Genomic DNA, 18,985 nt, shown 5'->3' with positions numbered 1-18,985 from the left:
GTGACGCAGACGCCCCCGGACCTGGTTGGTGAGCTGCGTCGCCGGGGCGTCGGCGACGTCGACGACTCGACGCTGACCCGGGCGCTCTACTCCACGGACGCCTCGCTCTACCGCGTCGTGCCGCAGGTGGTCGTCCGCCCGCGGCACCCCGACGAGCTGTCGGCCGTCCTCGACGTCTCCCGCGAGACCGGTGCGCCGGTGACGATGCGCGGAGCCGGCACGTCGATCGCCGGCAACGCCGTCGGCACCGGCATCGTCGTCGACACCCTCAAGCACCTCAACAAGGTCGTCTCGATCGACGCCGAGGCGCGCACCGCGGTCGTGCAGCCGGGGGTCGTGCATGCCGACCTGCAGCGCGCGGCGGCGCCGTACGGCCTGCGCTTCGGGCCCGACCCGTCGACCCACACCCGCTGCACGATCGGCGGGATGATCGGCAACAACGCCTGTGGCTCCCGGGCTCTGGGCTACGGGCGCACGGTCGACAACGTGGTCGACCTCGACGTCGCGTGGGCTCCGGGCGTCGGTGACGTGGCCGGCGAGCTGGCGGCCCTGGTCGACCAGCACCTCGGGCACATCCGCACCGGCTTCGGGCAGTTCGGGCGCCAGGTCAGCGGCTACTCGATGGAGCACCTGCTGCCGGAGAACGGTCGCAACCTCGACCGCTTCCTCGCCGGGTCCGAGGGCACGCTGGCGGTGGTCCGCCAGGCGACCGTGCGGCTCGTCGCCGACGACGCCGAGCGGCACCTGGTGGTGCTCGGCTACCCCTCGATGATCGAGGCCGCGGACGCCGTACCGGCCCTGATCGCGGCGACCGACGGCCGGATGATCGCCTGCGAGGGCCTGGACGCCCGGATCGTCGACCTGGTGCGCGATCGCGGCGGCGCGGTGCCGGACCTGCCGCGCGGCGCCGGCTGGCTCTTCGTCGAGGTGATCGACCCCGACCTGGTGCCGCGGGTCGTCGCCGAGGGGCAGGCACTCGAGCACCGGGTGGTCGCCGAGGGGTCGGAGGCGGCCGCGCTCTGGCGGATCCGCGAGGACGGTGCCGGCCTGGCCGCGCTGAGCCTGTCGCGCCCGGCGTACTCCGGCTGGGAGGACGCCGCCGTCCCGCCCGCCCGGCTGGGCGCCTGGCTGCGTGACTTCGACGACCTGCTGCGGGCCTACGACCTCGACGGCGTGCCGTACGGCCACTTCGGCGACGGCTGCGTGCACGTGCGGATCGACTTCCCCTTCGCCGAGGGCAGCGCCGTCTTCCGTGACTTCCTCACCGCCTGCGCCCACAAGCTGCGTGAGCACGGCGGCTCGCTCTCGGGCGAGCACGGCGACGGTCGCGCGCGCTCGGAGCTGCTGTCGGTGATGTACGACGAGGAGTCGGTCGCGCTCTTCGGTGCCGTCAAGGCCATCTGCGACCCCGCCAACCTGCTCAACCCCGGCAACATCGTCGACCCGGCGCCGTTCGACGCCGACCTCCGGCCGACCCGCCCGCGACACTCCATCAACGCCGGGCTCAAGCTCGTGCACGACGACGGGGTCTTCGGCAACGCCGTGCACCGCTGCACCGGCGTCGGCCGCTGCGTGGCCCCGAAGACGAACGGCGTGATGTGCCCGTCGTACCTCGCCACCCGCAACGAGAAGGACTCCACCCGGGGCCGGTCGCGGGTGCTGCAGGAGGCCCTCGACGGTGAGCTCGTCGGTGGCCTCGGCCACCCGGCCGTCGCTGAGTCGCTCGACCTCTGCCTGGCCTGCAAGGGCTGTGCGTCCGACTGCCCGACCGGCGTCGACATGGCGACGTACAAGGCGGAGACCCTGCACCAGAAGCACGACGTGCTCGGGCAGCGGCGCCCGCGCAGCCACTACCTGCTCGGCCGGCTGCCGAAGTGGGCCGCGCTCACCGCGCCCGTCGCGCCGCTCGCCAACGCCATGCTGAGGCTCGGCCCCGTCGCCCGGCTGGCCAAGGCCACCGCAGGCATCGACCAGCGGCGCTCGATCCCGGCGTTCGCGTCCACGACGCTGCGACGCTCGGCCGGCGTGCCCGACGTCGTGCCGGACGTGTGGATCTGGGCGGACTCCTTCAGCGACCACTTCTTCCCCGACAACGGGCACGCTGCCATCCGCTGGCTGGAGTCGGTCGGGGTGACCGCGCGGGTGATCGCCGACGACGCCTGCTGCGGCCTCACCTGGATCACGACCGGCCAGCTCGACCAGGCGCGCTCGATCATGGAGCGCACGGTGCGCACGCTCACGCCGTACGTCGAGTCCGGGGTGCCGGTCGTCGGCCTGGAGCCGTCGTGCCTGGCCACCCTGCGCAGCGACGCCGCCGAGCTCACCGGCGCGAACCTCGACGTGCTGACCTTCGCCGAGCTGGTCGAGCGGCTCGACCTGCCCCTCCCGGACCTGTCGGGCGTGCAGATCGTCGCTCAGCCGCACTGCCACCACGCCTCGATCCTCGGCTGGGCCGCTGACAAGCGGATCCTGGAGAAGGCGGGTGCGAGCGTCACCCAGGTCGCGGGCTGCTGCGGGCTGGCCGGCAACTTCGGCATGGAGAAGGGGCACTACGAGGTGTCGGTCGCCGTCGCCGAGACGCACCTGCTGCCCGCCGTGCGCGCCAACCCGGACGCCGTGGTGCTCGCCGACGGCATGTCCTGCCGGGTGCAGCTCGACGACCTCGCCGACGTCCCGACCATGCACCTGGCCGAGCTCTTCGCCTCTCGCGCGCGCCCCGAGGCAGGACGCTAGCGCCGGTCACGGTGGTTGAGGTGTGAGGGCCGCCAGGCCCGAGCCTCGAAACCCCCGCAGCGAAGGCAGTGCAATGAGCGCGGCCTGCGGGTGGGCTGGAGTCGGCCGTCGACAGGCTGACTACGCGGGTACGGCGGGCAGGGGCTTGCGGCCGCTGCCGGCTTCCCGCTGGTTGAGGTGTGAGGCGCGCCAGCGCCGACCCGGTGGTTGAGGTGTGAGGGCCGCTAGGCCCGAGCCTCGAAACCCCCGCAGCGAAGGCAGGGCGATGAGCGCGGCCTGCGGGTGGGCTGGGGTCGTTCGTCGACAGGCTGACTACGCGGGTACGGCGGGCAGGGGCTTGCGGCCGCTGCCGGCTTCCCGGTGGTTGAGGTGCGAGGCGCGCCAGCGCCGACCCGGTGGTTGAGGTGTGAGGGCCGCTAGGCCCGAGCCTCGAAACCCCCGCAGCGAAGGCAGGGCGATGTGCGCAGCATCCAGCTCCGCTCGGGTCGGCCGCCGGCAGGCTGGATACGCGGGTACGGCGAGCGGTGGTTGCTGCCGCTGCCGGGTCCCCGGTGGTTGAGGTGCGAGGGCCGCCAGGCCCGAGCCTCGAAACCACCACCCAGAGACACGTCGTTCGCGGCTGATGGATGTCCCTCCACAGGCCGCCGCCCCAGGTGTGGATGAGCCCCGCTGATCGTGACCTCTTCGTGACCCAGAACCCTGTGAATACAGGGGTTCTGAGCCTCTGACTGTCGGTGGTCAGTGCTTGGCTAGAACCATGACCACGACCACCACACCCCACCACCAGGTGGCATCGGCGACCGCGCGGATGCGCGGGATCGCCGACGCTCTGGTGGAGGCGTCGGTGTGGTCGATGAGCGTTCCCGAAGCCGCCTCCACGCTGGTGGAACTGGGCCGCCTGAAGGCTCAAGTGATTGAGCTCGAAGCCCGGGTTGCCGCGCATGCCGATGAGGTCCAGGTGGGCACGGAGGTGGGCGCCACGAGCACGTCGAACTGGTACGCCCACCAGACCCGAGAGACCAGGTCGGCGGCATACCGGACCGTGCGCCGCGGCTACGACCTCGCCATCTACGACCGGGTCCGATCAGCGCTCGCGCACGGTGACCTGCGCCTGGAGCAGGCGGACGTGATCATCCGCTCCATCAGGGCGCTCCCGGACGGCCTTGACTCGGACCTGCTGATCAAGGCCGAGGAGCACCTCGTCACCGCCGCGCAGGAGCACGACGCGAAGCGCCTGACCATCCTGGGGCGGAGGCTCCTGGAGGTCATCGCACCCGAGCTCGCCGACCAGCACGAGTCCGACCTCCTCGAGAGGGAAGAGGCCAAGGCCGCGCAAGGGTGTCGGTTCACGATGAGCGACGACGGGCACGGCAAGGTGCACGGCCGCTTCACGTTGCCCGCCCTGGAGGCAGCGGAGCTGAAGAAGATGCTCCTCGCGCTCGCCGCCCCCAAGCACCTCGCCGCCACCCACGGGCCCGGCGTCGAACGCAGACCCGGACCCGAGCGGATGGGCAGAGCGTTTGCCGAGCTCATCGACCGCATCAGCGCGAAAGACCTACCCCAGGTCGGAGGGCGGGACGCGACGATCGTGGTCACCATCGACCACGACACCCTCCTCGGCCGGCTGCACAAGGCCGGGATCCTCGACACCGGCGAACGCATCAGCCCAGCCGCAGCCCGCCGGTTGGCGTGCACCGCGAAGATCATCCCCGTCGTCCTCGGCGCCGACTCCGAGATCCTCGACGTCGGCAGGGCACGCAGGTTCTTCACCAAGGCCCAGCTCACCGCCTTGTCCATACGCGACGGAGGCTGCGTCACTGAGGGCTGTGACTGGCCACCCTGGATGTGCCACGCCCACCACTGGACCAGATGGACCGACGGAGGTCCTTCCGATCTCGACAACGCCGGGCTCCTCTGCCCCCACCACCACGCCCGAGCCCACGACCCGACGTACGACACGCAACGACAACCCGACGGCACGATCCGCTTCCACCGCCGCAACTAGGTCTGCGCCTGCCTCGTGTGTCCCGGTCGCTCGCCCGCCGTCGGTCGTCCTGAGAGGATGTCGCGGACGAGGAGGTGGATGGTGGAGCGGGACCTTCTGGGGTTCGTTGCCGGCTTCGTGATCGCCACCATCACGAGCCCGGTCGGGGTCTCCGGTGCGGTGTTCCTGCTGCCGGTCCAGCTGTCGGTGTTCAACGTGCCCAACCCACAGGTCACCCCGACCAATCTTCTCTACAACGTCCTGTCCGGTCCGGGAGCGCTGTTCCGGTACGCCCGGCGTGGTCAGCTGCGCGGGCCGCTCGCACGCAGCCTGGTGATCGGATCGGCGCCCGGGGTGGTCATCGGTGCGGTCCTGCGGGTCTACGTGGCGGACGACCCGACCGTGTTCAAGCTGCTTGCCGCAGCGGTGCTCGCCCCTACAGGACTGTTCATCCTGCGCTCCACTCGGCGCGGTCCGATCCGTCCGGCGAAGGCACCGCTCAGTCCGAGGTCGGTCACACTGGCTGCGCTCGGCGTGGGAGTCGCCGGCGGCATCTACGGCATCGGCGGGGGCTCCATCCTCGGACCGATCCTGGTCGGTTCGGGCATGGCGGTCACGGTGGTTGCGCCGGCTGCGCTGGCGAGCACCTTCGTGACGTCGATCGTCGGGGTGGCCACCTTCGCGGTCCTCCAGCTCAACGTGACCGGGTCCATCGCCCCGGACTGGTCGCTCGGCGTAGCGTGCGGGCTCGGGGGACTGTGCGGGGGCTACCTCGGCGCCTCCCTCCAGCCGCGGATGCCCGAGACCTTGCTCCGCACGCTTCTCGGTCTCCTGGCTCTCGGACTGGCCGTGGTGTACGTCGTTCAAGCCGTGACCTGAACGCAGCCACGCTTCTATGGACGTCGGGACCTGGCTCGCCTCGGTGTCAAGGAGCTGGAGGGTCGAGGCTCGTCGACGCGGAGGGACCGACCCTCGGTCGCCCGGGCCGCGGTGCTAGGCGGTCAGCGTCGGGTCGAGGTGGGCGTACCGGTGGGACCAGGGCTGCGCCTGCTCCAGCTGGGCGGCGAGCCGCAGCAGGAGACCGTCGGAGGCGAGGGGGCCGACGAACTGCACGCCCAGGGGCAGGCCCGTGGCGGTCCAGTGCAGGGGCACGGAGATGGCCGGGCGGCCGGTGAGATTGGCGAGCTGGGTGTAGGGCACCCACCCGAGGTTCTCGGTGATGAGCTGGTCGAGGATGCCGGTGGCGTTGAGGAGCTTGCCGGCGTGCACCTTGGCGATGATCCGCGAGGCGCGCTGCAGCAGGGGCGGGGTGTCGACGGAGCCCACCTCCAGCGGCGGCTTCGCCAGTGTCGGGGTGAGCAGCAGGTCGTAGCGCTGGTGGAAGTCGTCGAGCGCGCGGATGTGCCGGGTGACGTTCTCCAGCGCGGCGAAGAGCGCCCCGACGCCGGCCGCCCGCCCGATCTCGGCCACCGCGAGCGAGTCGGCGGCGAAGGCGCTGTCGGGCGAGCCGAGGCGCTCCTTGATCAGGCTGATCTGACCGTGGAGCTGGGCGAACCAGATGCTCAGGAAGTCGCGGGCCAGGGCGTCGTCGTCGTGCGGCGCGTCGACGGGCTCGACCTCGTGCCCGAGCTCGGTGAGCAGGCGGGCAGCACCCTCGACCGCCGCGACCGCCTCCGGGTCCGGGCTGGGGTTGATGGCCGAGGAGACCGTGTAGCCGATCCGCAGCCGCGTGGGCGGACGGTCGAGCTCCGGAAGGAAGCGATCGGGAGTCGCCGTGACGTACGCCGCGTAGCGGGCAGGCGCTCCCACGATCGCATCCAGCAGCGCAGCACTGTCGCGGACGCTGCGGGACACCACGCCCTGCGTGACCATCCCGAACATCGACTCGCTGCCCTGAGGTCCGTAGGGCGTGAGGCCACGGCTGAGCTTCAGTCCGACCAGGCCGTTGCAGGCTGCGGGGATGCGGACCGACCCGCCGCCGTCGTTCGCGCCGGCCGCCGGGACGATGCCCGCGGCGACGGCGGCACCCGAGCCGCCGGACGAGCCGCCCGGGGTGTGGGCCACGTTCCACGGGTTCCGGGCGCGGCCCAGCAGGTCGTCCTCCGTGATGCCCTTGGCGCCGAACTCGGGGGTGTTGGTCTTGCCGAAGACGACGAGCCCAGCCTCGAGGAAGCGCTGCGTGACGAGCGCGTGCTCGTCGGCCACGTCGTCCACCAGCGCGTGCGAGCCGCTGGTGGTGGGGAACCCGGCGTACTCCTGGGCGAGATCCTTGACCAGGAAAGGTACGCCGGCGAAGGGACCCGTCAGCGGCTCGGCGGCCCGCGCATCCGCCACGTCGTCCAACGTCCTGACGATCGCGTTGATCTTCGGGTTGACCTGGTCGGCGCGCTGACGCGCCAGGGCCAGCAGCTCGGCCGGGGTGACCTGCTTGTCGGCCACCAGGGCGGCCAGGTCGGTGGCGTCAGCGGTCAGGTAGTCGTCGAGGTGCACGGAGCGAGTGTAGGAGCGCGCCTCCCCTCCGGAGCGAGGAACGGCGCGGACGGCATGGTGCCTCGGGAAAGTGGAGTACCTTGACGGGTACGTAACCACACGGTTACCTTCGGTCCATGGATGCTGTGCTGCACGCGCTGGCCGACGAGAGCCGGCGCACCGTTCTCCGGATCCTCCGCGACCACGAGGCGAGCGCAGGGGAGCTGGCAGAGGCCCTTCCGATCGCTCGCCCGGGCGTGTCACGGCACCTCCGCGTGCTGCGGGAGGCCGGGCTGGTCGACGTACGCCGGGACGCGCAGCGCCGGATCTACACCCTCCGCCCGGAGGCGCTCGTCGAGGTCGACGAGTGGCTGGGCCCCTACCGCCAGCTCTGGGAGGGCCGGCTCGGCGCCCTCCACACCGAGATCGCCCGAGGAAAGAAGGCACGCAGATGACCACGATCGCGACGATGCGAGCACTCGACGAGACCCGCGGAGCGGTGCGGGTCGAGGACCTCTACGACACGGACATCGACGACCTCTGGCAGGCGTGCACGACGCCGGAGCGGCTGGCCCGCTGGATCGCCCGGGTCGACGGCGACCTGTGGGTGGGCGGCACGATCCAGTGCGTCTTCACGAGCACCTGGACCGGTCCGGCACGGGTCGAGGTGTGCGATGCGCCCCACCACCTGCTGCTGACGACGGAGCCGGGGACGGACGACGAGGGGCAGATCGAGGTGTGGCTGACCGAGGACGGCTCCCAGACCCGTCTGGTGATCGAGGATCGCGGCCTGCCGAGGACGCAGCTGCCCTTCCACGCCTCCGGCTGGCGGGTCCACCTCGAGGATCTCGGTCGGTCGCTGGAGATCGACGGCCCGGTCCATCCGGACGGCTGGAGCTCCGAGGCCGGAGCCCAGGGGTGGAAGGACCGTTGGGAGGAGCTCACGCCGACCTACCAGCGGATGGAGATTGCCTGAGTCGGCCTGATCCGCCGCGTCGAGCAGCTACTGACCGCCCTTGCCGCGAGCGAGTGCGAGTATCCCGAAGTCGAGGAGCACGGCGACGCCGCTGCCGTTCGCGTCGTACCCGATCCAGGCCGGGTGCAGATCCTTGGGGCAGAGGAACACCGCGGCCGCCGTTCGTCCACCGACCTCGAGAGGAACGATCAGCTCCTCGAGTGCTCGGTTGAAGATCCCCTGCATGTACTCGGCGTCCTCGAAGAGCGGCTGGAGGTCGGGTGCTTCGTAGATCTCGTAGAACGCTCCGAGCGACGAGTCGGAATCCAGCTGGAACTGACCCTCCGCCGGGAGCGGGTGCCACGCCGTCACCTCCGCCACCGCGCCGATCGCTGCAGCAACCGGCTGCAGGTCGGTGGTGCCGGTCTTCGTGTCGGTGCGTGCGATCGCCGTCAGGACCGTGGGGTGGTCCGATGGGCCCAGTGCGGCGTCCGGTGTCTGTGGCACGGCCTGCGGGCGCCACGGGTCGGTGATCGTGATGGCGCCCCACCTCATTGACAGGACCGGACCGGCGATGGCGGTCAGCGTGACGGTCTCCCGCGGGGAGCGGGTGGTGCTCGGGAACTCGTAGCGGGCTCCGAAGTCCACGAGGTCCTGAGGGGCGACGATGGTGCCGCCCGCGACGTCCGTCGCTACGAGGCTGTCCTGCAGCCGCTCCACGAGCATGGCGCGCTCAGGTCGTGTCAGCGCGAGAGCAGCTTCGATGATCCCGTAGATGCTCTGCGTCACGGGGCGAACGCTATCGGCGCGCGCGGGCCCGTGGCTGCCGTTCAGCGCGAAGCGGTCCACGAGCGTCTTCATCGCGTGCGGTGGTGAACGCCGACGACAGGCTCCGGTCACGCATCGGCAGGCGCACGCTGACTACGAAGATTCACCCACGGACTTCCAACGACCGGTGCGGTAGTCACAGCTCACCGTGGACGCGTAGAAGCTGACGCTGACGTCGACCAAGTGGAGGTGGAACGAAACGCCTGCGAGGTTGCCCGAGTCGGGAGGACCGTGCATCGCGTCGAAGCCGCTGACCTGCCCACGCAGCCGAGCGTCGTTGTCCGCCCGATCGTCGAAGTCCGTCTCCCACTGGTAGATCTGGGCGTCGTCGAACGTCAAGATGACAACCGATTCGGGCATCAAGTCCGAGGAGACGCACTCGAAGGTCAGCGCGAGCTGTCGAGAGAGCGGCGCGTACTGCATGTCCACGCACTCCATCTCGTGGAGGTAGACGTCGGGATCGTCGCACAACCCGGTGGGCGCGCATCGACCTGAACGAGTCCCTCGTCGTCGTCTCGCCTCACGGGGGTGCGTCGGAGAGCAGGCGACCGGCGGTGCGGTCGATGGGCCCTGCCCACCTAGACTCGGAGGGTGAATCCCCGGCACCGTCGTCTCGTCATCCCGATCGCACTGGTGGCGTTGTTGCTGATCGTCGTGATCGCGGCGGTGCGTCGATGAGCCAGCCGACGACCCAGCCGACGACCCAGCCCACGACCCAGCCGCTGCTGCGCGAGCTGAACCGGCTCCGGTCCTACATCCTCGACCCGAAGGTGCTCGTGAAGGCGGTCGCGTCGGGTCGCCAGAAGGGTGAGCAGCCCACCTGGCGGCGCGTCGAGATGCGGTACGTCGACCTCAAGGCCGGCACTCACCTGCAGATCACGACGTACGACCAGACCCAGGCCTTCACCGACAACCACGCGGTCGGGGACGCGGCCCGCGACGCCGTCGACGCCCTGCTCGACGAGCCGTTCGCCGACTGGCACGTCGACACCGCGACCCAGAGCCACCAGCTCCGGGCCAAGAAGCTCGAGGCCACCGTGCGCACCACGGACCGGGTCGCGACCGGGTCGACCACCGGTGACGGCGAGGTCGACCGTCGCCACGACAAGCCCAAGCAGCGACTGCTGCCCGAGAACGACCCGGTCTTCCTGGTGCTCGGCATCTCCGACGACGAGGGCCGGATCAAGCCGAGCCGGCAGGCGAAGTACCGCCAGGTCGAGGAGTTCCTGCGGCTGCTCGACAGCTCGATCACCGAGGCGATCGAGAAGAAGCACCTGCGCCGGCCGACCGTGGAGGACCCGCTGCGCATCGTGGACCTCGGGTGCGGCAACGCCTACCTGACCTTCGCCGCCGAGCGCTACCTGACCGGCGTCCGCAAGCTGCCCGTGCGGCTCACCGGCGTGGACGTCAAGGAGCAGTCGGCCGAGCACAACAGCTCGGTGGCCGCCGAGCTCGGCGTCGAGGCGGACTTCGTCGTCGGCACCATCGGCGGCGTCGCCCTCGACCCGGCTCCGGAGGTCGTCCTCGCCCTGCACGCGTGCGACACCGCGACCGACGAGGCGCTGGCCCAGGCGGTGGGCTGGGGCGCCCAGCTCGTCCTCGCCGCGCCCTGCTGCCACCACGACATCGCCGCCCAGCTGCGCAGAACGCCGACCCCCTCGCCGTACGCCATGCTCACCCGCCACGGCATCCTGCGCGAGCGCCTCGCCGACACCCTCACCGACGGGCTGCGCGCCTCCCTGATGCGCCTGCAGGGCTACCGGGTCGACGTCGTGCAGTTCGTCGAGAGCCAGCACACCCCGCGCAACACCATGCTGCGCGCCACCCGGACCGGTGGACCGGTCAAGGGCGGCTCGGTGCGCAAGGAGTACGACGAGATGGTCGCCACCTGGGGGATCAACCCGAAGCTCGCCGAGCTGCTCGACGTCTGATGCTGGACCGCGTCCTCGGGGCGGCATCGGTGCTGTCGATGCTCGTCGGCGCGGTGTCCGGACCCGCCGACCGGCTGGCGGAGGTCGCCTTCTCCTTCCAGGACCCGGCGATCATCGAGTCGAGCGGGCTCGTGGTGTCGGGCGACCTCTTCCTGACCGTCAACGACTCCGGCGACCGCGGACGGGTGTTCGTGGTCGACCGGTCCGGGAGGACCGTCGGCGTGACGTCGTGGGCCGACGAGCCGACCGACGTCGAGTCGCTCGCTCCGGCGGGGCCGGGGGAGGTGTGGGTCGGTGACACCGGCGACAACCGCCGCGGTCGCGACTCGATCACCGTGCTCCGGGTGCCGTACGGGACCGGCGACCGCGAGGTCACGCCGACGGCGTACGAGCTGGTCTACCCCGACCGGGCGCACGACGCCGAGACGCTGCTGGCCGACCCGCGGACGGGACAGCTCCTCGTGGTCTCGAAGGACGTCTTCGGTGGCACCGTCTACGCCGCGCCGAAGCGCCTCTCCGCGGACCGTCCCAACCGGCTCCGCGCGGTCGGCGCGGGGTTCGCCTTCGCCACCGACGGCTCGTTCTTCCCCGACGGCCGGCACTACGTCGTCCGCGGCTACGCGAGTGCCGCCGTCTACACCTTCCCCGGCCACGAGAGCCTCGGCACGTTCGACCTCCCGCCGCAGCAGCAGGGCGAGGGGATCGCGGTCGGCGGCGACGACCGGCTCTACCTCAGCAGCGAGGGCGAGCACAGCGAGGTGCTGCGGATGCGGCTCCCGGCGGCGATCGCGAGTGCGATGGGGCCGAGCCCGAGACCGACCTCCGCGTCGACCTCGACGCCCACGGCGACCCCTGGCTCCACGCCCGGGCCGGCGCCGGCGGCGACCGGGTCCGCGCCCGAGCCGGACGGCGGCGCTCCGGTGTGGCCGTGGGCGGCCGGCGGCGCCCTGGTGTTTGTCGCAGGCGCCGGATGGCTACTGATGCGTCGTGGTCAGGCTTCGTAGAACCGCTCCGGACCAGCCGGGGTGGACCCGGCGCCGGGCCGGCCGTGGCTTCGTCTACCTGGACGAGCACGGCAGCCGGCTGTCCGACGAGGACGCGCAACGCGTCCGCGACCTGGTCATCCCGCCGGCGTGGACCGACGTGTGGGTCACGCCGTACGCCAACGGGCACCTGCAGGCAGTCGGCACCGACGACGCGGGTCGTCGTCAGTACCTCTACCACCCCGAGTGGCGCACCCGCCGGGATGCGCAGAAGTTCGACCGGATGCTGGAGTTCGGCAAGGCGCTGACCAGGGCGCGCGAGCTCGTCATCACCGACCTCGGCCGCGAGGGGATGCCGCTCGAGCGGGCCTGCGCGGTCGCGGTCCGCCTCCTCGACCTGGGCTACTTCCGGATCGGCAACGATGTGTACGCCGACGAGAACGGCTCGTTCGGGCTGACCACCCTGGAGCGCCGCCACGTGCGTCGTCACCAGGACCGGCTGATCTTCGCCTTCGTCGGCAAGTCCGGGGTCGAGCACGAGATCGAGATCGACGACGCGGTCGTGATCGCCGCCGTCGACATCATGCGCCGCCGCCGGGGATCCGACCTGCGGCTGCTGTCCTACAAGGACGGGCGGTCGTGGCGCTCGGTGCTGCCCGCCCTGGTCAACGAGTACGTCCGCGCGTCCACCGGGCTCGAGGCGACCGCCAAGGACTTCCGCACGTGGCACGCCACGGTGCTGGCGGCGGCCGCGCTGGCGGAGACCTCGGAGCCGGGGCAGACCAAGGCGTCGCAGAAGCGGGCCGTGTCGGGGGCGATGAAGGAGGTCTCCTCCTTCCTCGGCAACACCCCGACGCTGGCGCGCTCGTCGTACGTCGACCCGCGCGTCATCGAGGCCTACGAGCAGGGTCGGACGATCAGCCGCGCGACGCGGCGGACCTACGACACCCCCGACGAGAGGCAGGCCGCGCTCGAGCGTGCCACGCTGAAGCTGATCAGGGGGAGCTGATGGAGATCACCGCCGTGCAGGGCGACATCACCGCGCAGGCGACGGACGCCGTCGTCAACGCCGCCAACCGCGCGATGCGCGGAGGCGGCGGCGTCGACGGTGCGATCCACCGCGTGGGTGGTCCGGCGATCCTCGAGGACTGCGTGCGTCGCTTCCCGTCCGGGCTGGCCACCGGTGACGCGGGCTGGACGACGGCCGGGGACCTGCCCGCGCGGTGGGTGATCCACGTGGTGGGCCCCAACCGCCGTGCCGGCGAGACCGACCGCGGTCTGCTGCTGTCGTGCTACTCCCGCGCGCTGGCGGTGGCCGACGAGCTCGGCGCCTCGACCGTCGCCTTCCCGCTGATCTCCGCCGGCGTCTACGGCTGGCCCAAGGACGACGCGATCGCCTGCGCGCTGGAGGCCTTCGGCTCGACCATTACGTCCGTCACCGAGGCGCGCCTGGTGGCGTACGACGCGTCGACGTACGGGCTGCTGGAGGCAGCGCTCCGCTAGTCGGCGACCCACTCGAGCAGGTCGCCGGGCTGGCACTCCAGCACCCGGCAGATGGCCTCGAGGGTGCTGAAGCGGACCGCCTTGGCCCGCCCGTTCTTCAGGACCGCGACGTTGGCGGGGGTGAGCCCGACCCGGTCGGCGAACTCTCCGACGCTCATCTTGCGCTTGGCCAGCTCCACGTCGATGCGCACCACGATCGGCATCAGATGACCACGTCCATGTCGGCGCGCAGGACGGTGGCCTGCCGGAGCAGCGCCCGCATCACGACCATCAGCAGGCCCACGACGGCACCGGCGACCAGCAGCAGGAAGAGCAGCAGCGGTACGCCGGGGTCGTCGGCGTGGAAGCCGACCCACAGGAAGAGGCCGCACAGGACGAGCCACCCGGCGGCGACGGCCGCGACGATCACGTCGACCCAGACCAGGGAGCGCCGCGTGAAGATCCGGTCGGCCGCGACCAGGCCGAGGAGCCGCCAGGTCGCCACGACGACCACCTGCACGCACAGCACCAGGAAGCCCGCGAGCAGCGTCAGCGGCCAGCGCAGGTGGGCGTCCGCGGGCGACTCCTGCGCCAGGTGGCGGAACTGGCCGGGCAGGGACATGAACTGGAAGACCAGCAGGATCGCGAAGAGCAGGACGAGGCAGGCCTTGAGGGGGACGACGGCTCGCTGTTCGGGCAACATGTATCGAGAGTCGCTGACTATCGATCGAAAAGCAATAGATCTCAAGATTCTCGGTCGTTGGTGTCGATCGGGGCCCGCGCCGCTCGTCTGCTGGGTGAGAGGGTCGAGAGACGACCCTGAGATGCGCAGACAGATGAAGGCGGACACATGAAGTACATGCTGATCATGCGGGGCGACGACGAGGCGGTGGCGTCCTTCGCCGACGTGAAGTTCGAGGACATGCTCGAGGCGATGGGCCGCTTCAACGACGAGCTGATCTCATCCGGCGTGCTGGTCGCGGCCGAGGGCCTCGACGCGGCCGAGGAGGGCGTCGTCGTGGACTACTCCTCGACGCCTCCGGTCGTCACGGACGGGCCGTACGGCGAGACGAAGGAGCTCTTCGGCGGCTACTACATCCTCGACGTGGCCTCGAAGGAGGAGGCCGTCGAGTGGGCCAAGCGGCTGCCGATGACCAGGCCGGGCATCAAGACCGAGATCCGCCGCGTGCCCGGCATCGACGAGTTCCCGCAGGACAACCCGTGGGTCCAGAGGGAGCGGGCCTGGCGGGAGGCCAACGGTCAGCTGTGACCGGAGTCGCGGGGTGAGCGTGCGCCGGGAGGTCGAGGCGGTGTGGCGCATCGAGTCCGCCCACATCGTCGGCTCCCTGGCCCGCTACACCGGCGACTTCGCGCTGGCCGAGGACGTCGCGCACGAGGCGCTCGCGCTGGCGCTGGTGACCTGGCCGCGCGACGGCGTACCGGCCAATCCGGCCGGGTGGCTGCTGACCGCCGCCCGGCGGAGGGCCATCGACGCGGCCCGGCGGAGGTCGGCGCTCGACCAGCGGTACGCCGCCATCGCGCACCAGACCGACGAGGCCGAGGACCTCGCGTGGGATCCCGATCGCATCGAGGACGACGTGCTCGCACTGATGTTCATCTCGTGCCACCCGGCCCTGTCGCGGCAGGCGCAGGTCGCCCTCACCCTGCGCGTGGTCGGCGGCCTGACCAGCGACGAGATCGCCCGCGGGTTCCTGGTGCCGACCGCCACCGTGCAGGCCCGGATCACCCGGGCGAAGAAGACGCTGGCAGCGGCCCGGGTGCCGTTCGAGGTGCCCCCGGCCGACGAGCGTCGCGAGCGGCTGGGATCGGTGCTGAGCGTGGTCTACCTGATCTTCACGGAGGGCTCGTCGGCGAGCGCCGGCAGCGCGCTGATCCGCCCGGACCTGGCCCGGGAGGCGATCCGGCAGGCCCGGATGCTCGCGCGGCTGATGCCCGAGCCCGAGACGTACGGTCTGCTGGCGCTGCTCGAGCTGACGGCCGCCCGCTTCCCCGCGCGTCTCGACGGCGACGGCGCCCCGGTGCTGCTCGAGGACCAGGACCGCCGGCGCTGGGACCGGTCGGCGATCGTGCGTGGCCGCGCCGCCCTCGCGCAGGCCGGCCGGGTCGGCCGGGGCCTGGGGGCGTACGGCGTCCAGGCGGCGATCGCGGAGTGCCACGCGGTCGCGCCCTCGGTGTCGGCGACGGACTGGGACCGCGTGGTCGTGCTCTACGAGGCGCTGGGCCGGCTGATGCCGTCGCCGGTCGTCGACCTCAACCGAGCGGTGGCGGTGTCGATGGCCGACGGTCCCTCGGCCGCGCTGCCGATCGTCGACCGGCTCGCCTCGGCGGGGGCGCTCGCCGGCTCCCACCTGCTGCCGACCGTCCGCGGCGAGCTGCTGACCAGGCTCGGCCGCACCGACGAGGCCCGCGACGAGCTCGAGGCCGCCGTACGCCTGTGTGGCAGCGAGCCCGAGCGTCGGGTGCTCGAGCGCAAGATCGCCTCGTTGCCGGCCCGGTGACGGGCTGCTCTCAGGAGCTGGCCGGGAGTACGCAGAACTCGTTGCCCGACGGATCGACGTACGACCGCCACGGCAGCTCTCCCCACTCCGGGCGACGGAGCCGGTTGCCGCCGCGCTCGAGGATGCTCGCCGCGACGTCGTCGGCGTCCTCGCCGGGCTCCAGTCGGACGTCGAGGTGCATGCGGTTCTTGGTCGTGCCTTTGGGGGCGGCCTCGGAGCGGAGCTCGAGGACCGGGCCTCGCCGCGACGGGTGGCGCAGGGTCCTCGCCGCGACCGGGGTCCAGCCGGTCAGCCAGGACCAGAAGTCCGCATCCCGGTCGGGGTCGGCCGAGTCGAGCGAGAGCGCCGCGAGTGGACCGGCACCGGCGTACGCCGCCTGCTCCTGGTAGGGGTTGCCCTCCGGGTCGGTGCGGGTCGCGGAGCCCTGGCTGGTCACGCCGACGTGGAGCCGCGGCCGCACCGACACGGGCTCGGGGACCTGCTGGAAGCACAGGTCGAGCAGCGGCCCGTCCTCGATCGCGAGGCGGGTCTCGACGATGTCGGGCTCGTCGGTCAGCCGCTCGGTGCCGAGCAGCTCCTCCCAGAAGGTGCCCAGGCGCTGGGGCTCGAGGGCGTCGATGACGAGGTTCTCGAGGTGCATGGATTCACCGTAGCCAGGACCTGCGACGTGGCCGGGGTGTGGCGCTCGGGCCGACGGCCTGCGGCCTGTTGGGGTTCGGTCAGGTGGTTTCGAGGCTCGGAGCTGGCGCTCCTCGCACCTCAACCACCGGGGCGCTGGGGTGGTTTCGAGGCTCGGAGCTGGCGCTCCTCGCACCTCAACCACCGGGGCTCCTCGCACCTCAACCACCGGGGCTCCTCGCACCTCGACCACCGAGGCGGGTCAGAGGCGGTCGATGACCCAGTCGATGCAGGCGGTCAGGGCCTCGACGTCGGCGGGATCGACGGCGGGGTACATCGCGATCCGCAGCTGGTTGCGGCCGAGCTTGCGGTAGGGCTCGGTGTCGACGATCCCGTTGGCGCGCAGCACGGCGGCGATGCGGGCGGCGTCGATCGGCTCCTCGAAGTCGATCGTGCCGATCACCAGCGAGCGGTGGGCGGGGTCGGCGACGTACGGGAAGGCGTACGGCGACTTCTCGGCCCACGTGTAGAGGTGGTCGGAGGAGGCGGTGGTGCGCGCGACCATCGCGGACAGGCCGCCCTGGCCGTTCATCCAGTCGAGCTGCTCGGCCATCAGGAAGAGCGTGGCGAGGGCCGGGGTGTTGTAGGTCTGGTTGAGGGCGGAGTTCGAGATCGCGGTCGGCAGGTCGAAGAACGCCGGGATGTGCCGGTCCGTCGCGGCGATCGCGGCGGCGCGCTCGAGCGCGGTCGGCGACATGGTCGCGAGCCACAGCCCGCCGTCGGAGGCGAAGCTCTTCTGCGGTGCGAAGTAGTAGACGTCGGTCTCGCCGAGGTCGACGGGCAGGCCGCCGGCGCCGGAGGTCGCATCGATCAGCACCAGCGAGTCGGGCGACGCTCCGGTGGGGCGTACGACGGGCGCCATCACGGCCGTCGAGGTCTCGTTGTGGGCCCAGGCGTAGACGTCGACGCCGTCCTCCGCGACCGCCACGGGAAGCGATCCGGGGTCGGCCTTGATCACCGACGGCGAGGACAGCCACGGGGCCGCCTCGGCCGCGGACGCGAACTTGGCCGAGAACTCCCCGAAGGACAGGTGCTGGCTCCGCTGCTCGATCAACCCGAAGGTCGCCACGTCCCAGAACGCGGTGGCGCCACCGTTGCCGAGCACCACCTCGTAGCCCTCGGGCAGCGAGAAGAGGTCGGCGAGGCCCGAGCGCACGCGGCCGACCAGCGCACGCACCGGCGCCTGGCGGTGCGAGGTGCCCATCAGCGAGGTCCCCGTCGCGGCCAGCGCATCGAGGTGGGCCGGCTGGATCTTCGACGGACCGGCGCCGAACCGACCGTCGGAGGGCAGCAGGTCGGAGGGGATCTCGAGGGCGTCGGTCACGGTCCCTATTCTGTCAGCCGCGCCATCGACACCCGAGGAAATGACAGATGATGAGCATCCACCGCGTCGGCTACGGCCACCACGACGCGATGCGCCTGATCGCCGAGGTCCAGGCGGAGTACGTCGTCCGCTACGGCGGGCCCGACGAGACGCCGTTGGACCCCCTGATGTTCGAGCCGCCGAGCGGCAGCTTCTTCGTGGGGTACGCCGAGGGCGAGGCGCTCGCGACCGGGGCGTGGCGGCGGACCACCGTCGAGGCGCTCGGGACGACGAGGACCGCCGAGATCAAGCGGATGTACGTCGCCCCGACCGGCCGCGGACGTGGCCTGGCGCGACTGATGCTGGCCCACCTCGAGGCCGACGCGCTCGCGCACGGAGCGGAGGCCATGGTGCTCGAGACCGGCACCCGGCAGCCGGAGGCCATCGCCCTCTACACGTCGAGCGGCTACGTGGACGTCCCGGCGTTCGGCCACTACAAGGACGAGCCCGTCTCGCGCTGCTACGGCAAGCGCCTGCCGATGACCACGTAGCGCTCGTCGCCGACCGGCCCGCCCCAGTACGCCGGGTCGTCGAGCCGACGGGGGTCGGCGGCGCGACCGGCGCCCTCGACCAGCGCGACGGTCTCGGCGGTGGTCAGCCCCGCCCCGGTGGACCACGAGCCCTCGACCAGGACCAGTCGACCGTCCGGACCCAGCAGCCGGACCCACCGCTCGAGCACGGTCGCCCGCTCCGGCAGGGCCCACAGCACGTGGCGGCACAGGACGACGTCGTACGCGCCCTCCGGCAGCGCGGGCGCGCCGGCGTCGCCGATGGCGAAGCTGGTGCTCGGGTAGGACCCCGCCTTGGCCGTCGCGCGCCGGACCATCTCCGGCGAGAAGTCGATCCCGTCGACGGCGTACCCGAGCTCCGCGAGCAGCATCGACAGCGTCCCCGTGCCGCAGCCGAGGTCGGCGACCCGGGCCGGGACCGGCGGCAGCACGGAGATCATCAGGCTGCGCCACGCGTCGCGCACGAGGGGGTCGCGCAGGCCGTGGTCGGGCTCGTCGTCGAAGGTGGCGGCCTGGTCGTCCCAGAGCTCTGCGTCCCGAGAGGTCATCAT

General features: G+C 71.7%; 20 protein-coding genes. 12 read left to right on the top strand and 8 right to left on the bottom strand.

The window, feature by feature from the left end; translation table 11 throughout:
• From N542_RS0106935 to N542_RS0106925, 3 genes are all read left to right on the top strand, one after another.
• Positions 1-2,733: an FAD-binding and (Fe-S)-binding domain-containing protein gene (locus N542_RS0106935; protein WP_028643307.1), complete on the top strand. Its 2,733-nt coding sequence runs from the start codon at positions 1-3 to the stop codon at positions 2,731-2,733.
• Between the two features lie 757 nt (positions 2,734-3,490).
• Positions 3,491-4,738: an HNH endonuclease signature motif containing protein gene (locus tag N542_RS26480; protein ID WP_028643306.1), complete on the top strand. Its 1,248-nt coding sequence runs from the start codon at positions 3,491-3,493 to the stop codon at positions 4,736-4,738.
• 81 nt (positions 4,739-4,819) lie between these two features.
• Positions 4,820-5,596, top strand: coding sequence for a sulfite exporter TauE/SafE family protein (locus N542_RS0106925; RefSeq protein WP_197025884.1), 777 nt, complete (start codon positions 4,820-4,822; stop codon positions 5,594-5,596).
• A 114-nt stretch (positions 5,597-5,710) separates the two neighbouring features.
• Here N542_RS0106925 and N542_RS0106920 read toward each other — a convergent pair whose 3' ends face one another.
• Complete coding sequence (locus N542_RS0106920) at positions 5,711-7,207, bottom strand: amidase (RefSeq protein ID WP_028643304.1); 1,497 nt, start codon at positions 7,205-7,207, stop codon at positions 5,711-5,713.
• A 116-nt stretch (positions 7,208-7,323) separates the two neighbouring features.
• Between N542_RS0106920 and N542_RS0106915 the strand changes: the two genes are divergently transcribed.
• Together N542_RS0106915 and N542_RS0106910 are read left to right on the top strand one after the other, a co-directional pair.
• A complete protein-coding gene (locus N542_RS0106915) occupies positions 7,324-7,641 on the top strand; it encodes an ArsR/SmtB family transcription factor (protein WP_028643303.1) in 318 nt (105 codons plus the stop codon).
• The gene (locus N542_RS0106910) at positions 7,638-8,162 is read left to right on the top strand and encodes an SRPBCC domain-containing protein (protein WP_028643302.1); all 525 of its coding nucleotides are present in this window, start codon (positions 7,638-7,640) and stop codon (positions 8,160-8,162) included. Before N542_RS0106915 ends, N542_RS0106910 begins: the two co-directional genes overlap by 4 nt.
• Positions 8,163-8,189: 27 nt before the next feature.
• Here N542_RS0106910 and N542_RS0106905 read toward each other — a convergent pair whose 3' ends face one another.
• Positions 8,190-8,930 (bottom strand): hypothetical protein, encoded by a 741-nt coding sequence (locus tag N542_RS0106905; RefSeq protein WP_155992879.1) that lies wholly within the window; start codon positions 8,928-8,930, stop codon positions 8,190-8,192.
• Between the two features lie 132 nt (positions 8,931-9,062).
• Positions 9,063-9,392, bottom strand: a complete 330-nt coding sequence (locus tag N542_RS0106900; protein WP_155992878.1) for a hypothetical protein — start codon at positions 9,390-9,392, stop codon at positions 9,063-9,065.
• Between the two features lie 251 nt (positions 9,393-9,643).
• On the opposite strand from N542_RS0106900, the gene N542_RS0106895 reads away from it, so the two are divergent.
• From N542_RS0106895 to N542_RS0106880, 4 genes are read left to right on the top strand one after another with little or no spacing between them, the layout of a single operon-like run.
• Positions 9,644-10,900: a class I SAM-dependent methyltransferase gene (locus N542_RS0106895; protein ID WP_081795048.1), complete on the top strand. Its 1,257-nt coding sequence runs from the start codon at positions 9,644-9,646 to the stop codon at positions 10,898-10,900.
• Entirely contained in the window at positions 10,900-11,904 is a 1,005-nt protein-coding gene (locus tag N542_RS23740) for a hypothetical protein (protein WP_051551464.1), read from the top strand. Before N542_RS0106895 ends, N542_RS23740 begins: the two co-directional genes overlap by 1 nt.
• On the top strand, positions 11,888-12,892 hold the full coding sequence (locus tag N542_RS0106885) for a DNA topoisomerase IB (RefSeq protein WP_028643298.1): 1,005 nt from the start codon (positions 11,888-11,890) through the stop codon (positions 12,890-12,892). The genes N542_RS23740 and N542_RS0106885 overlap by 17 nt, the downstream gene beginning before the upstream one ends.
• Positions 12,889-13,386, top strand: coding sequence for a macro domain-containing protein (locus N542_RS0106880; RefSeq protein ID WP_028643297.1), 498 nt, complete (start codon positions 12,889-12,891; stop codon positions 13,384-13,386). The genes N542_RS0106885 and N542_RS0106880 overlap by 4 nt, the downstream gene beginning before the upstream one ends.
• Here N542_RS0106880 and N542_RS0106875 read toward each other — a convergent pair.
• Both N542_RS0106875 and N542_RS0106870 read right to left on the bottom strand, forming a co-directional pair.
• On the bottom strand, positions 13,383-13,589 hold the full coding sequence (locus tag N542_RS0106875; protein ID WP_028643296.1) for a helix-turn-helix domain-containing protein: 207 nt from the start codon (positions 13,587-13,589) through the stop codon (positions 13,383-13,385). The genes N542_RS0106880 and N542_RS0106875 overlap by 4 nt on opposite strands.
• Positions 13,589-14,068 carry a DUF2975 domain-containing protein gene (locus N542_RS0106870; RefSeq protein WP_028643295.1) on the bottom strand — a complete coding sequence of 160 codons (480 nt, stop codon included), beginning with the start codon at positions 14,066-14,068 and terminating at the stop codon, positions 13,589-13,591. Before N542_RS0106870 ends, N542_RS0106875 begins: the two co-directional genes overlap by 1 nt.
• A 147-nt stretch (positions 14,069-14,215) precedes the next feature.
• Here N542_RS0106870 and N542_RS0106865 point away from each other — a divergent pair, with 147 nt between their 5' ends.
• Both N542_RS0106865 and N542_RS0106860 read left to right on the top strand, forming a co-directional pair.
• Positions 14,216-14,635 carry a YciI family protein gene (locus N542_RS0106865; RefSeq protein ID WP_028643294.1) on the top strand — a complete coding sequence of 140 codons (420 nt, stop codon included), beginning with the start codon at positions 14,216-14,218 and terminating at the stop codon, positions 14,633-14,635.
• A 13-nt stretch (positions 14,636-14,648) separates the two neighbouring features.
• Positions 14,649-15,884 (top strand): RNA polymerase sigma factor, encoded by a 1,236-nt coding sequence (locus N542_RS0106860; protein ID WP_028643293.1) that lies wholly within the window; start codon positions 14,649-14,651, stop codon positions 15,882-15,884.
• A gap of 10 nt (positions 15,885-15,894) precedes the next feature.
• Here the strand turns inward: N542_RS0106860 and N542_RS0106855 are convergent, their stop codons facing one another.
• Positions 15,895-16,524 carry a VOC family protein gene (locus tag N542_RS0106855; protein WP_028643292.1) on the bottom strand — a complete coding sequence of 210 codons (630 nt, stop codon included), beginning with the start codon at positions 16,522-16,524 and terminating at the stop codon, positions 15,895-15,897.
• A gap of 240 nt (positions 16,525-16,764) precedes the next feature.
• On the bottom strand, positions 16,765-17,886 hold the full coding sequence (gene serC, locus N542_RS0106850) for a phosphoserine transaminase (protein ID WP_028643291.1): 1,122 nt from the start codon (positions 17,884-17,886) through the stop codon (positions 16,765-16,767).
• A 47-nt stretch (positions 17,887-17,933) separates the two neighbouring features.
• Here serC and N542_RS0106845 point away from each other — a divergent pair, with 47 nt between their 5' ends.
• Positions 17,934-18,416 (top strand): GNAT family N-acetyltransferase, encoded by a 483-nt coding sequence (locus N542_RS0106845; protein ID WP_231482498.1) that lies wholly within the window; start codon positions 17,934-17,936, stop codon positions 18,414-18,416.
• On the opposite strand, the gene N542_RS0106840 is transcribed toward N542_RS0106845, so the two are convergent.
• Entirely contained in the window at positions 18,386-18,982 is a 597-nt protein-coding gene (locus tag N542_RS0106840) for a class I SAM-dependent methyltransferase (RefSeq protein ID WP_028643289.1), read from the bottom strand. The genes N542_RS0106845 and N542_RS0106840 overlap by 31 nt on opposite strands.
• Positions 18,983-18,985: the final 3 nt, after the last annotated feature.

Origin of the sequence: Nocardioides sp. URHA0020 (genome assembly GCF_000620705.1) — a bacterium.
Taxonomy (GTDB): domain Bacteria; phylum Actinomycetota; class Actinomycetes; order Propionibacteriales; family Nocardioidaceae; genus Nocardioides.
The sequence above is the reverse complement of the archived record's forward strand: the minus strand, read 5'-3'. Positions and strand labels throughout refer to the sequence as shown.